Origin of the sequence: Methyloceanibacter sp. (assembly GCF_050999895.1) — a bacterium.
Taxonomy (GTDB): Bacteria; Pseudomonadota; Alphaproteobacteria; order Rhizobiales; family Methyloligellaceae; genus Methyloceanibacter.
Window position 1 is genome coordinate 62331 of sequence record NZ_JBPCOU010000075.1, and the last position, 12453, is coordinate 74783.

Here is a 12453-nt window from a genome sequence, read left to right on the forward strand (position 1 = left end):
AAACTGTCAGAAAATCGTCATGCCTTCTTTTTATGAGAATCAATTGGTTAAGGCTACCCGGAGAGCTTGCAGGGAGAAACGCGCGTCTGGCTCCAGCAGGCGCTGGTCGCCGACGGTTTTGCCCGGGTCTACTCCTTCCCCGACAATCGCAGGGGCGTCGCCGAGCTGCTCGCGAGCGAAGCTGAGGCGCGCGCCAAACACCGCGGGGTCTGGGGCGTGTCCGCCTACCGGGTGCGCGAGGCTTCGGACCTAGAGGGGCTCGATCGCCTCATGCATTCCTATCAACTGGTGGAAGGCGTGGTCGTCGCTATCGGAGAGGCGGGCGATCGCCTCTACCTCAACTTCGGCGAAGATTGGAGGCGCGACTTCACGGTGAGCGTGGAGGGAAAGGATGCGGCCGCTTCGCCGCCGCCGGACTGGATCTAAAGGCTCTCGCCGGCAATCGCGTTCGCGCGCGCGGCTGGCTGCAATGGCGGAACGGCCCGGAGATCCGCGCCACGCATGCCGAGCAGCTTGAACTCGTGCCCGAGGCTACCTCCAGCGACGGCGGTTAGGCAAAAAAGAACCCCCGCCGAAAGGGAAGGGGTTCTCGTAACCCTGCTCGACGCGGGTCTTACGCGGCCTTGCCGCGCGACTCTGCCTCGGCTGCCATCTTGGCGTGCCGCGCCGTCTTGGCGAGCAGCTCGTCGATCTTGGCCACGGCACTTGCTTCGTCGAGCTTCTCGACGGCCGCGATCTCGCGCGCCATGCGATCGAGCGCGGCTTCATAAAGCTGGCGCTCGGAATAAGACTGCTCAGGCTGCGCCTCGGAGCGGTAGAGGTCGCGGACGACTTCCGCGATCGCCACGAGGTCGCCGGAATTGATCTTGGCCTCGTATTCCTGGGCGCGGCGCGACCACATCGTGCGCTTCACGCGGGCCTTGCCCTTCAGCGTTGCGAGCGCCTTCTTGACGATCTTGTCCTCGGCCAGCTTGCGCATGCCGACGCTAGTCAGCTTGGTGGTCGGCACCCGCAGCGTCATCTTGTCTTTTTCGAAGTTGATGACGAAAAGCTCGAGCTTCGCGCCGGCAATTTCCTGCTCTTCAATGCTTACGATGCGGCCAACGCCGTGCGCCGGATAAACGATATGCTCGCCGGTACGAAAACCATGTCTTTGCTGGGGTTTCCTCTTATCGGGCATACTCTTGGTCTCACTCCGTCTTTTAGTCGCCGGGCGCCGCTTGCTGCGCGAACTCTGTTTGGCCTTAGACATAACGCACCAACCTGGCATCTGTTGCCGTGGGTCGACTGGGGCCGAGGGCACACAATGAGGCGTCGATCAGTGACCTGATCGCACCCCCTCCCCTCAAATCAGAAAAAAAACGCGTCCCAACAAGGACGACTCTCAAACTATCGCGGGCGGCAGTTTGCGCCATTTCGACATGAGGATAACATAATTTTAGTGAATCCGGAAGCCGTCCCGTGCCGATCTAGCGTCGGTTTTACACGGCGACATGCGGCATTCTCCCCGTATGGTTAACGATTGCCGACGGCTTGAGGAGCTAATCGCCCTCGCCAGGCTCGGTCGAAAAGTATTTCTCGAACTTATCGGGCTCGGAAACAAAGGCATCGGCATCCGCAGGTGCCGGCTTCTTGGTCGTAATGTTTGGCCAGGTCTCCGAATATTGCCGATTGACCTCAAGCCAGCGGTCTAGATTGGGCTCGGTGTCGGGTTTGATGGCGTCGACCGGGCATTCTGGCTCGCAAACGCCGCAGTCGATGCATTCGTCGGGATGGATCACGAGCATGTTGTCGCCCTCGTAGAAGCAGTCCACGGGGCAGACCTCGACACAATCGGTGTATTTGCACTTGATGCAAACTTCGGTGACGACGTAGGTCATCGATCCCACACGCAGGCCGGCGCGGCATGGCCCCGGCATCCTCTTCCCCTGAAGGGCCATCATAGTCGGCCGGAAAGGGGCCTTGCCTATAACAATAGCCTTGCGAGCACAAGGAGACCATCCGCTTGCCGCCGTGGCAATGGAGCGGCGCAAGTCGCCGCCTCAAGCGGCCAGCCAGCGTGTGCATTGCCGACTCTAGGTTGAATTGGCGGCAACCTTATCAGCGCTTGATATGCGCGTGGGAGCCTGGCGCCGCATGCCGGATCGGAGTTCAGGAGCGATTGGCCGCGCAGGCGACACTTTCTGCCGCTTCTGGCCGTTGCGGTGCTCGCTCTTCTCATGTCGGTCGCATCCTGGCTCGTGGTGTCGGCGTGGGAAGAGCGCCTCGCCAATGAGAGCTTCAGCAATGTGGCCGGCGACTATGCCGCCGTCTTGCAGAACGGGGTCGACCAGCATCTCGGCAAATCAGGGCGGTCGGCGCCCTCTATGACTCTTCCAACGAGGCTGCGAGCACGCGCAAGGGTTCTATTTCAGCCGGGCCGTTCCTGCCAAGCGCGCCACGGAGTTGCTGCGCATCGGTCGTGTCGAGCCCGCGTCGCGCACAATGCGCGCATCGAGCGCCGCCTAACCGCCATGCCGTGACATCATATGGGCTCGTCGCGGACGAGGTCCATGCGGCGACGGTCGCGCTTTGTCGGGCGGGCGCCTTTGCGCAGTTCTGGAGGAACGGGCAGGGGCGTGGCCGGAGTCAAATCCTCATAAAGGCTGCGGGCGAGTGTTGCGGGACCGCGCCGCTCGGTCGCGCCGATCACGCGCACCACGAAGAGGCGGGTGAGATAGGTCCCCGTCACCACGTCGCCTTCCTTCAGGAGCCGGCTGGCTTTAAGCGTGCGCTCGCCGTTGACGCGCACTTTGCCCGCCGCGATTAGCCGCGTGGCGAGCGTTCGCGTCCGCGTCAGGCGCGCGCACCAAAGCCATTTGTCGAGCCGCTGCCCGGGCATGGATGAATTCAGCTGCCCTCGGGGCGCCGTGACGCAAGGCCGAATTTGAGATCCTTCAGAGCGGCAAAAGGAGAATGCTCCAGATTGCGCGGCTTCTCCTGCTTCTCCGGCGCGGGCTGCTTCTTAGCGCGGCGGTCGCCTCCACCGCTTGCATGCTGCCTGCGAGCTGCAGGCGCAAGACGGGGCCTTGGCGCCTGCACCTCTTTGCGCCGTCGCGGGCGCCAGATCTCCTCGGAGGCGGCAACCGCAAGGGCCACGACCGCGTCGGGTGCGGGAGCGGCGTCTGCTGCTGGCTCGCTCGCTGCGTCGGCCTGCAATGCGGGCGCGCCGGCCTCAACCTTGCGCGTTTCGCGTTTGAAGCCGAGCGCCTTCAGAATGGAGGCGAATTCCTCGCCCGAGCATCCCACCACCGACATCAACTCCGGCACGACGCGGAAGCCCCCGTCGCCGGAGGCACCGGCGGGAGCCGGCTTGTCGCCCGCCGCGCGCCAGGAGATGCGGTCGCGGATCAAATCCGAGAGCCGTTCGAGCATGTCGATGCGCACCGCCCTCGCGCCTGCAACGTGAAAGCCGGCCGTCCGCCAATATGCCTCGGGCAGGCCGTTATTGGCGGGGACCGAGGTCAGGCCTTGCTGCGGGCGCTCCGGCAGGCTGTCGCAGGTGACGCCATGCTCGCGTCCGGAATGCAGCGCCCAAAGCAGGAGCAGCGCGTCTGCCGTCGCCGGTTTCAGGAGCGCGGGGATATAAAGATTGAACGCGCCGAAGCGGACGCCGTATTTCCGAAGTTGTGCGCGGCCGGTCTGGTCGAGGGCCTTGATCTCCTCAGCGGCGGCACCGCGCCGCAACACGCCGAGATTCTCGCAGAGGCGAAACGCGAGCCCGCGCCCGAGACCGGTCAGATCCGACGCCGTGCTCAGCTCCATCAGCGGCTTCAGCCGCGTATCGAGATAGGAAGCAAGCCACGCGTCGAGACGCTTCACGATGCGGTCGCGGTCGGGCGCTGCCAGATGCTCGTCCGCCAGGATCTGGATGCGCGGCTTGAGCGCGCTTTCGCCGGGCTCCAGAAACCCGATCTCCGATCCGGCCCACACGATGCGGCCATGCGGCGCCAGCGCGATCGCGTCGTCGCCGGCGCCGGCAAGCGCTTCGGTGCGGCTTTCCAGCTCGCCCACGAGAACCTTGGCTGCCGCGTGCCGCGTCGCGCGGCCTTGAATGCCGTCGCTTGAGGACTCAGGCGTGAACCGGAAGCCGTCCAGGCGTCCGACATAGTGATTTTCAACCAGAATGCGGCCGTCGGCCCCGATCTCAGCCACGATTTCCTCCTTGTCGCGCAGACGCCGCATCAAAACACTGGTGCGGCGATCGACAAAGCGTTTCGTCAGCCTTTCATGCAAGGCATCGGACAGGGTATCCTCGATGGCGCGCGTGCGCTCCTGCCAATGCTCGGGATCGTCGAGCCATTGCGCGCGATGGGAGACGAAGGTCCAGGTGCGGATCTGCGACAGGCGGTTGGACAGCGTGTCGAGATCGCCATCGGTTCGATCGGCAAGCGCAACTTGCGTCGCAAACCAATCCGAGGGAATCCGGCCCGCGTCGCTCATGACGTAGCGATAAAGCGTGGCGACGAGCTCCGCGTGGCTGCTCGCGGAAATCTTGCGGTAGTCGGGGACCTGGCACATGTCCCAAAGCAAGGCTGTGGCCGCCTTGCTTTTGGTCATGGCGATGATGTCCGGGTCGCGGCTCACATTTTCCAGCGCGATGACGTCGTCGACCATGCGCGAGCGGCTCAGCCGCTGCTCGCGCGGGCTTTCGCGCAGACTTTCCTTCAAGGCGTGGATCGAGCTGAAATCGAGCTTGCGGTTGCGCCATTGCAGCACGCCGACCTGATCGAAACCATGATTCTCGATACGGTCGACGAGATCGGATTCGAAGGGGGCGACCTGCCCTGTGACGCCGAATGTGCCGTCATTCATGTGCCGGCCGGCGCGCCCGGCGATCTGGCCCAGTTCGGCCGGGTTCAAATTGCGATGGTTCTGGCCGTCGAATTTGCGGATGCCGGCGAAGGCGACATGATCGAGATCGAGGTTGAGGCCCATGCCGATGGCGTCGGTCGCGACGAGAAAATCCACGTCGCCGTTTTGGTAGAGCGCCACTTGCGCGTTGCGCGTGCGCGGGCTCAGCGCGCCGAGAACGACGGCCGCGCCGCCGCGCTGCCGGCGTACCAGTTCGGCGATGGCGTAGACGTCATTGGCGGAGAAGGCGACGATTGCGGCGCGCCGCGGCAGTCGCGTGATCTTCTTCTCGCCGGCATATGTCAGCTGCGAGAGGCGCGGCCGGGAGATGAGATTGGCGACGGGAAGCAGCTCGCGAATGACGTCGCGCATGGTGCCGGCGCCGAGCAAAAGCGTCTCACTCGAGCCGCGCGCGTGAAACATGCGTTCGGTGAAGACGTGGCCGCGCTCCGCATCCGCGGCGAGCTGGATCTCGTCGACGGCGACAAAATCGGCGTCCAGCTCCAGTGGCATGGCCTCGACGGTGCAGACATAGAAGCGCGCCGACGCGGGCTTGATCTTCTCTTCGCCGGTGATGAGCGCCACCTTTCCGGCGCCGACCCGGGCCACGACCTTGTCGTAGACTTCCCGCGCCAAGAGGCGCAGCGGCAGCCCGATGATGCCGACCTCGTGGCTCAGCATGCGCTCGATGGCGAGATGGGTTTTGCCGGTATTGGTCGGCCCCAACACCGCGGTGACGCCACGACCGCGCGTCTGAGGGGAAGTGTTGGAAAAGGGCCGGGTCATGTCACGCTCCCTCGACTTAAGCGGATGAAGGCCGTTAGAACAAGGGATGAACGAACCGCGCCCGAATCGCTGACTCAGGCCATTCACTTTTGTTCTTTCGTTGCGCAGCAACGATTTTTGCTGGCGACGTACTTTTGACGCGTCGGCTCTGCTCAGAACTGGAGTTTTTCGGTCGGTTACGCGACGAGGAAGGCAACGGGAACGAACGACGCACGAATCGGGAGGGTATTAATTTTCAGCATTCGTTCCCTACTACATGTTGGGTTTGAGGCTGTTGCCGTTAACCTGTTGTCGCGCTCTCAGTCGGCGCTGGCGCGGCGTGCGCCGCCGACTTGGATCGAGGTTACGACTGCCGAGCCATAGCCGATGGGCGTGGGCAGAATGATGCGATAGGGCACGTACATGGATGTGCCCCTGACGGGGATCAGCCAGACCTCGATCTCATTCGACTTCGACATCAGTTTGATGCCGGGATTGTCGGGCTGGTAGCCCGAGATCGGGATAAAGCGCACGTGGCAGATGACGGCCGGGCCCGCATAGCCGGCCGCGCCTTGGCGCTGGACGCGAACCGTGCGCTTTGGTTTCAGCACCAGGTCGAAGCGCTGAAGTCCATCAAAGACCGGCAGGGTCTGATTGCAGACCTTGGGATCGCCATTCGGATTGACGGACCGGGCGGTCAGAAAGGCGCCGCTCATGGGGTCGAGCACGCCCTCGAGCTGCTCCTTCGTCACCGGAATGGTGCGCGGGTTCGGCCTCTTATTGGGCACCATGGAGACTTCCGTCACCGACCCGCCGCCAAACAGCATGCGCAACTGCTCGGTCTTGCTGCCGCCGTTGGAGAAGTTGAGCGCGTACATGGCGGGCTCCGGCCCGGCATCGGTGACCCGGCCTGTGCCTGCGGTCGTGCCGCGCCACTCATAGACAAGCCCGTCGAGGATGGAGAAGCGGCCTTCCCCGCGCATCTCATAGGCGTCGCCACGCAGAACAGTGGTGAGGCGGAATTGCCCGAGATTGAAATTGCCGATCTTCACCTGATAGACGGCAACGATCTGGCTCGCGGCAACTCCGCTTTCGGCGTAAGCGCCGTCGAGCGACGCGCTGCCGCTGATTCCCCAAGAAAGCGCAGCAACGCCCGCTATGCTCAAAAACTGTCGAGCTACCCGCATGGCTTTAAGACCTTCACAATAGTGCCCCGGTTGGAAGGCCCCCGCGGGCCAAATGTCCGTCTATTTCCCGGTTTCGTCAATTGTCATAGAGCAGGCTGTGATCGGGGTGCCTTGACCCGTTCGCGCCTGCATCGTATATCTCGGCCGCCGCGAGGGGCTTGCCAGTGCCTCGCTGATTTCCCGACCCATAACTACAAGGACTTAAAGGCGATGGCGCGTCGTTGCGAGCTTACCGGTAAAGGGGTGCTAACCGGCAACAATGTAAGCCATGCCAAGCGCAGGACCAAGCGCCGCTTCCTGCCCAATCTCTGCAATGTGACATTGCAGAGCGAGGCTCTGAAGAAGCCCGTGCGGCTCACGGTCAGCGCCAATGCCCTGCGGTCGGTCGAACATCGTGGTGGCCTTGACGCCTTTCTGCTCAAGGCCGGCGAAGAAGATCTGTCCCTGAAGGCGAAGCGCTTGAAGCGCGAGATCGCGAAGGCCCAGTCTACGCAAACCGCGGCTGCGTCCTAGCGTCCGCCGACGCGCACCGGCTGCGGCAGCGCGAACTGCATGATCAACGTGCGCTGCAATCCGCTGTAATTATCGTCCGACATGAGGGTGAGCACGGTCTCGCCCGAGGCTGTGCGGTGCGCCGCGATCGCTTCCATGTTGTCGATGTTGAGCGCGTCGTTGGCTTCCAGCAAAACCTCTCCAAGCATCAACGCGCCGCGCTTGATCTCGTTGGCGCTGATGCGGCGAATGCGCATTTTGACGCCCTCGCTGTAGCGAAAGCGGCGTTCGAGAACGACGAGGCCGCCTTCGGGTAGCGGCGCGGCATCTGTAATATCGAAACCGCCCAGACGTCTCAGCGTGATGCCGCCAGGCGTCGGGCCGCCAATCAGCCAGCCCTGCAAATTGCCCTTTTTGTCGGTCTTGCGCTCGGAGAAGGCGACCAGCGTGCCCTTGAGCTTGCCCGTGTTCATATAGGCGATCGCCTCGATGCCCTGATTGGCGTTCATGCCCTTGGCACCTGCGGGGAGCGGCAGCGCGCCGCGCGGCGGACCGAAGCGGTCGGCGGTGAAGGGATAAGGCTCGATAGCGTGATGACGCTCGAACGACACGTAGGCGGTGCCCTCCTGCGTCGTGCCGCTCACCAGGGCAAGACCTTCGGTATCGCGATCGAGTTCATCGCGCAGCGGTGCGCCGTCCTTGCCGAGCAGCGGGCCCAGCACGGCGTGGCTCAGCCCTTTGATCTTGCGCCCGTCATATTCGATTGTCGCCCTCAGCCAGACGCCGGCATCGGAGATGGCGAGCAGCGATCGGCCCGAGGGGTCGATGGCGAGCGCGGAGAAACCGCCGAAATAGCTTGTCTTGCCGAACAGATTGAGGCCGCCGCGCCAGACGAGCTTGCCGAACTCTTTGCGCTCAGGATGCTCGCGGTCAAAATCGATCGGGATCGCGGTGATGGTGGTAGGCTTCGCTGCCTCCATGGTGGTTGCTGGCTTTTCCGCGAGCGCCGGCACCAGCGCGCCTGCGGCCGCGACCAGCAGGAGTACCGCTGCGATCCGCAGGCCATTGCGAGAGAGATAATTCACCTCAATGCAGCTTCCGGCGCTTGGCGCGCGCGGCCGAAGGCGCCATGCGGTATAGCCTGCGCCACGCCATGTCCTCGTCGAACAGCTCGGCAAGCTTCTCGGTCATGACGCCGGCAAGCTCCTCCGCATCCGTCACCGTGACGGCGCGGCGGTAATAGCGCGTCACGTCATGGCCGATGCCGATGGCGAGCAGCTCGACGGGCGAACGGGTTTCGATCTCTTCGATCACTTGACGCAAATGGCGTTCCAGACACGAGCCGGAATTGACCGACAGGGTGCTGTCGTCGACCGGCGCACCGTCGGAGATCATCATGAGAATGCGGCGCTGCTCGGGCCGCGCCAGGAGGCGCTGATGCGCCCAGGCCAACGCCTCGCCGTCGATATTCTCCTTCAGCAGCCCCTCGCGCATCATCAGGCCGAGATGGCGGCGCGCACGGCGCCAGGGCGCGTCGGCGGATTTATAGACGATATGGCGGAGATCGTTGAGGCGGCCGGGCAGCGGCGGCTTCAGCGCCTTCAGCCATTCCTCGCGCGCGTGCCCGCCCTTCCAGGCGCGCGTGGTGAAGCCAAGAATCTCCACCTTGACGCCGCAGCGCTCCAAGGTGCGGGCGAGAATATCGGCGCAGCAGGCGGCAACCATGATGGGCCGCCCGCGCATGGAGCCGGAATTGTCGAGCAGCAGCGTCACCACCGTGTCGCGGAACTTGGTGTCGCGCTCCTGCTTGTAGCTGAGGGGATACATCGGATCGACGATGACGCGGGCAAGGCGCGCGGCATCGACGACGCCTTCCTCGAGGTCGAAATCCCAATCACGGTTCTGCTGCGCGAGGAGGCGGCGCTGGAGTCGGTTGGCAAGCCGCGCGACCGCGCCGTGCAGCCCGGAGAGCTGTTTGTCGAGAAACGCGCGCAGCCGCTCCAGCTCCTCGGCATCGCAAAGATCCTCCGCCTGCACGATCTCGTCAAATGAGCGGGTGAAAATCTTGTAGCCGAAGGCCTCGGGATTATTGAGCACCGACAGATTTGGCCGCCACGGCTCCTGCCGCCGCGGCATGTCCTCCGCATCGGCGTCGAGATCGTTGCGGTCGGCGCTGCCGTCCTCGGAAGTTTCCATGCCGTCTTCGCTGAGCGAGTCCTGCTCGGCGCGGGCATCGGCCATGTCGGAGCGCTGCTGGCCCTCGTCGCTCTCGTCCTCGGCGGCGGTGTTGTTCTCGTCCGGCTCGCTCTCCTCGCTCTCGTCCTCCTCGCTGCCCTGGTCGAGCTGATCGGCGAGGTTCAGCGCCACGAGAAGATCGCGGGTCAGGCGGCCGAAGGCCTCCTGGTCGAGCATCATATCGGGCATGCGCTCGAGCACCGCACGGCCGCGGCTCTCGATCCAGGAGCGCCAGAGATCGGCCGCGATGCGCGCTTTCGCCGGCGGTGCCAGTCCCGTCAGGCGCTCGCGCACGAGCAGACCGACAGCGTCGGCGAGCGGCGCCTCGGAGCGCTCGCGCGCCTCGTTCAGCCGGCTCTTCTCGTAATGCTGCTCGATGCGCGCGGTGAGGTTGGCGGCCACGCCCGACATGCGCTGCGTGCCGATCGCCTCCACGCGGGCCTGCTCGATTGCCTCGAACACCGCGCGCGCGTCGCCGCCCGCGGGCGCCAGCGCCTGGTGCAGCTTCGGATCGTGACACGCCACCGATAGGGCGGCCGCATCGGCATGGCCGCGGATCACGGCGATCTCGGCGCGGCTCGGAATGCGGGAGGGCTCGGGCACGCGCGCGGTCTTGCCGACCAGCCCCGGCGGCTCGCTCGTGAAAATCACCTCCACCGCGCCGTCGCAGGCGATGGACCGGGTCGCGAGCGTCACCGCGCGCTTGAAAGGATCGAGGGGAGCTTCTTTCCGCTTGGTCAGCGGCATCGTCAACTTAAGGCTACGTTGGCCGTCGATTGCGGCAGGTCCTCGCCGAAGCAGCGCTGGTAGAACTCGGCGATTAGCCCGCGCTCGAGCTCATCGCATTTATTGAGAAAGCTCAGCGCGAACGCGACACCGACATCGCCGAAGATCTCCGCGTTCTCCGCCCAGGTCAGCACCGTGCGGGGGCTCATGACGGTGGAGAGATCGCCGTTCATGAACGCGTTCCGCGTGAGGTCGGCCACGCGCACCATGTTCGACACGGTCTTGCGCCCTGCTTCGGTGTTCCAGGATTTGGCCTTGGCGAGGACGATATTCACCTCGTCGTCATGCGGCAGATAATTGAGCGTCGCCACGATCGACCAACGGTCCATCTGACCCTGATTGATCTGCTGGGTGCCGTGATAGAGGCCGCTCGTGTCGCCGAGCCCGATCGTGTTGGTGGTCGCGAACAGCCGGAAGGCCGGATGCGGCCGGATGACCTTGGACTGGTCGAGCAGCGTCAGCCTGCCCGACACTTCGAGCACGCGCTGGATCACGAACATCACGTCAGGTCGGCCGGCGTCATATTCGTCGAAGCACAGCGCGGTGTTGGTCTGTAGCGCATAAGGCAGGATGCCCTCGCGGAACTCCGTCACCTGCATGCCGTCGCGAATGACGATGGCGTCCTTGCCGACGAGATCGATGCGGCTCACATGGCTGTCGAGATTGATGCGGATCAGGGGCCAGTTCAGCCGCGCCGCCACCTGCTCGATATGGGTGGACTTGCCGGTGCCGTGATAGCCCTGGATCATCACACGGCGGTTGTGCTTGAAGCCCGCAAGGATCGCGAGCGTCACATCCTTGTTGAAGAGGTAATCCGGATCCAAATCCGGCACATGCTCGTCGGACTGCGAGTAGGCGGGAACTTCGAGATTGGAATCGATGCCGAAAACTTGGCGCACCGATACCGTCATGTCCGGCAGCCCGGCGCCGTTGTGGCTAGCTTCGAGAGACATAGGCTGAAAACCTGTACTTGTTCCGTCGGCTCGTTGGTGCCCAGCCGCGAACTTCAAGGGGCTAAAATGGTAGGCGAAAACCGTTAAGCAAGCCCCGCTTGCCGCAGATAATTATAGGCTTGAATGACTTCCCGCAATTTGTCCTCGGAGCGCCGGTCGCCGCCGTTTTGATCGGGGTGCAGGCGCTTAACCAATTGTTTAAAGCGCGCCTTGATATCGGCCTTGCTGGCGCTGTCCTCGAGATCAAGCTGTCGCAGGCATTTGCGCTCCAGCCGCCGGATCGGCCGCTCGGGCTCCTTCGGCTTCTCCTTTTTGTCGGCGCCTTGGCCGAAGACGCCGAACGGATCGTGGGTGGTGAAGCCATAGGCAAAGCCTCGTGCGGACGCGCTGGTTTTGCCGCCGCGCTGCTTGCCCCAGCCGTTCACGCCGAGCGACCAGGTCGGCCGATGCCCGACCGTGTCCGCCTTCTGGTGCTTGATCACCTCGTCGTCGGGCACGCCCGCGAAATAGTTGTAGGTCTTGTTGTACTGGCGCACGTGCTCGATGCAGTAGCGGTGATACTTTCCCTCCTGCCCCCGCCCCTTGGGCGCGGGATAGAGTCCGGGCTCCTTGCAGCCGTCCCATTCGCAGGTCGGACAGGCGTCGCGCAGCAGCCGGTTCTGGTCGGGCTTCACCCGCAGCCGGTCGAAGAATTTGGAATCGAGCTTCATGGATTGATCATTATGGGAACCGCGACGCTGCACCGCAAGCATGGCGCTTGCAGCGCGGAGACACTATTCTGACAAATTGCCTTCATCGCGGTTCCGAGCAGGTGAGCGCCGTGCAGATCGAGCATTCCATCAGAGAAAAGTTGCAACGGGCTTTCACGCCCCAGGTGCTGCAAGTCGTGAACGAGTCGCATCTTCACGCCTCTCACGCCTCTTCACCGGGAACGGGCGAGAGTCATTTCCGCGTTTTCGTTATCGCCGACGCGTTCCGGGGCAAGACGCGTCTCGATCGTCACCGCATGGTCAACGCCGTGCTGGCGGAGGAACTCGCTGGCCGCGCGCATGCGCTCGCCATCAAGGCGCTGACGCCGGAAGAGAGTCTTCCCGCCGCCTAGCCGGTCACATTGCCGCGCCAGAAGGAACCGCCGGCTCGCG

11 protein-coding genes and 1 pseudogene are annotated in these 12453 nt (G+C 63.8%); 3 read left to right on the forward strand and 9 right to left on the reverse strand.

The features are described from left to right. Positions 1–66: 66 nt before the first annotated feature. Positions 67–426: a thermonuclease family protein gene (locus tag ACR2J1_RS08535; protein ID WP_434018901.1), complete on the forward strand. Its 360-nt coding sequence runs from the start codon at positions 67–69 to the stop codon at positions 424–426. A gap of 187 nt (positions 427–613) precedes the next feature. Here ACR2J1_RS08535 and ACR2J1_RS08540 read toward each other — a convergent pair. The 5 genes and pseudogenes from ACR2J1_RS08540 to ACR2J1_RS08560 form a co-directional block, all read right to left on the reverse strand. After that, positions 614–1312, reverse strand: a pseudogene (locus ACR2J1_RS08540) (CarD family transcriptional regulator); the annotation flags it as partial. A gap of 229 nt (positions 1313–1541) precedes the next feature. Then, positions 1542–1880: a ferredoxin FdxA gene (fdxA, locus tag ACR2J1_RS08545; RefSeq protein ID WP_434018902.1), complete on the reverse strand. Its 339-nt coding sequence runs from the start codon at positions 1878–1880 to the stop codon at positions 1542–1544. Between the two features lie 644 nt (positions 1881–2524). Continuing rightward, entirely contained in the window at positions 2525–2881 is a 357-nt protein-coding gene (locus ACR2J1_RS08550) for an RNA-binding S4 domain-containing protein (RefSeq protein WP_434018903.1), read from the reverse strand. An 8-nt stretch (positions 2882–2889) separates the two neighbouring features. Then, the gene (locus ACR2J1_RS08555) at positions 2890–5679 is read right to left on the reverse strand and encodes a helicase-related protein (protein ID WP_434018904.1); all 2790 of its coding nucleotides are present in this window, start codon (positions 5677–5679) and stop codon (positions 2890–2892) included. A gap of 299 nt (positions 5680–5978) precedes the next feature. After that, entirely contained in the window at positions 5979–6845 is an 867-nt protein-coding gene (locus ACR2J1_RS08560) for a DUF3108 domain-containing protein (protein WP_434018905.1), read from the reverse strand. A 210-nt stretch (positions 6846–7055) separates the two neighbouring features. Here ACR2J1_RS08560 and rpmB point away from each other — a divergent pair, with 210 nt between their 5' ends. Then, positions 7056–7358 carry a 50S ribosomal protein L28 gene (gene rpmB, locus ACR2J1_RS08565; protein WP_434018906.1) on the forward strand — a complete coding sequence of 101 codons (303 nt, stop codon included), beginning with the start codon at positions 7056–7058 and terminating at the stop codon, positions 7356–7358. On the opposite strand, the gene ACR2J1_RS08570 is transcribed toward rpmB, so the two are convergent. The 4 genes from ACR2J1_RS08570 to ACR2J1_RS08585 form a co-directional block, all read right to left on the reverse strand. Then, a complete protein-coding gene (locus ACR2J1_RS08570; RefSeq protein WP_434018907.1) occupies positions 7355–8422 on the reverse strand; it encodes an esterase-like activity of phytase family protein in 1068 nt (355 codons plus the stop codon). The genes rpmB and ACR2J1_RS08570 overlap by 4 nt on opposite strands. Position 8423: 1 nt before the next feature. After that, complete coding sequence (gene cobT / locus ACR2J1_RS08575; protein WP_434018913.1) at positions 8424–10319, reverse strand: cobaltochelatase subunit CobT; 1896 nt, start codon at positions 10317–10319, stop codon at positions 8424–8426. A 2-nt stretch (positions 10320–10321) separates the two neighbouring features. Continuing rightward, positions 10322–11311: a cobaltochelatase subunit CobS gene (cobS, locus tag ACR2J1_RS08580; RefSeq protein WP_434018908.1), complete on the reverse strand. Its 990-nt coding sequence runs from the start codon at positions 11309–11311 to the stop codon at positions 10322–10324. An 83-nt stretch (positions 11312–11394) separates the two neighbouring features. Continuing rightward, positions 11395–12021: a J domain-containing protein gene (locus ACR2J1_RS08585; RefSeq protein WP_434018909.1), complete on the reverse strand. Its 627-nt coding sequence runs from the start codon at positions 12019–12021 to the stop codon at positions 11395–11397. A 110-nt stretch (positions 12022–12131) separates the two neighbouring features. Here ACR2J1_RS08585 and ACR2J1_RS08590 point away from each other — a divergent pair, with 110 nt between their 5' ends. After that, a complete protein-coding gene (locus ACR2J1_RS08590; RefSeq protein ID WP_434018914.1) occupies positions 12132–12413 on the forward strand; it encodes a BolA family protein in 282 nt (93 codons plus the stop codon). Positions 12414–12453: the final 40 nt, after the last annotated feature.

Excerpts from the sequence above, each read along its gene's own strand:
- fdxA (WP_434018902.1), bottom strand. The coding sequence starts at position 1,880 with ATGACCTACGTCGTCACCGAAGTTTGCATCAAGTGCAAATACACCGAT.
- ACR2J1_RS08550 (WP_434018903.1), bottom strand. The coding sequence starts at position 2,881 with ATGCCCGGGCAGCGGCTCGACAAATGGCTTTGGTGCGCGCGCCTGACG.
- ACR2J1_RS08555 (WP_434018904.1), bottom strand. The coding sequence starts at position 5,679 with ATGACCCGGCCCTTTTCCAACACTTCCCCTCAGACGCGCGGTCGTGGC.
- ACR2J1_RS08560 (WP_434018905.1), bottom strand. The coding sequence starts at position 6,845 with ATGCGGGTAGCTCGACAGTTTTTGAGCATAGCGGGCGTTGCTGCGCTT.
- rpmB (WP_434018906.1), top strand. The coding sequence starts at position 7,056 with ATGGCGCGTCGTTGCGAGCTTACCGGTAAAGGGGTGCTAACCGGCAAC.
- cobT (WP_434018913.1), bottom strand. The coding sequence starts at position 10,319 with ATGCCGCTGACCAAGCGGAAAGAAGCTCCCCTCGATCCTTTCAAGCGC.
- cobS (WP_434018908.1), bottom strand. The coding sequence starts at position 11,311 with ATGTCTCTCGAAGCTAGCCACAACGGCGCCGGGCTGCCGGACATGACG.
- ACR2J1_RS08585 (WP_434018909.1), bottom strand. The coding sequence starts at position 12,021 with ATGAAGCTCGATTCCAAATTCTTCGACCGGCTGCGGGTGAAGCCCGAC.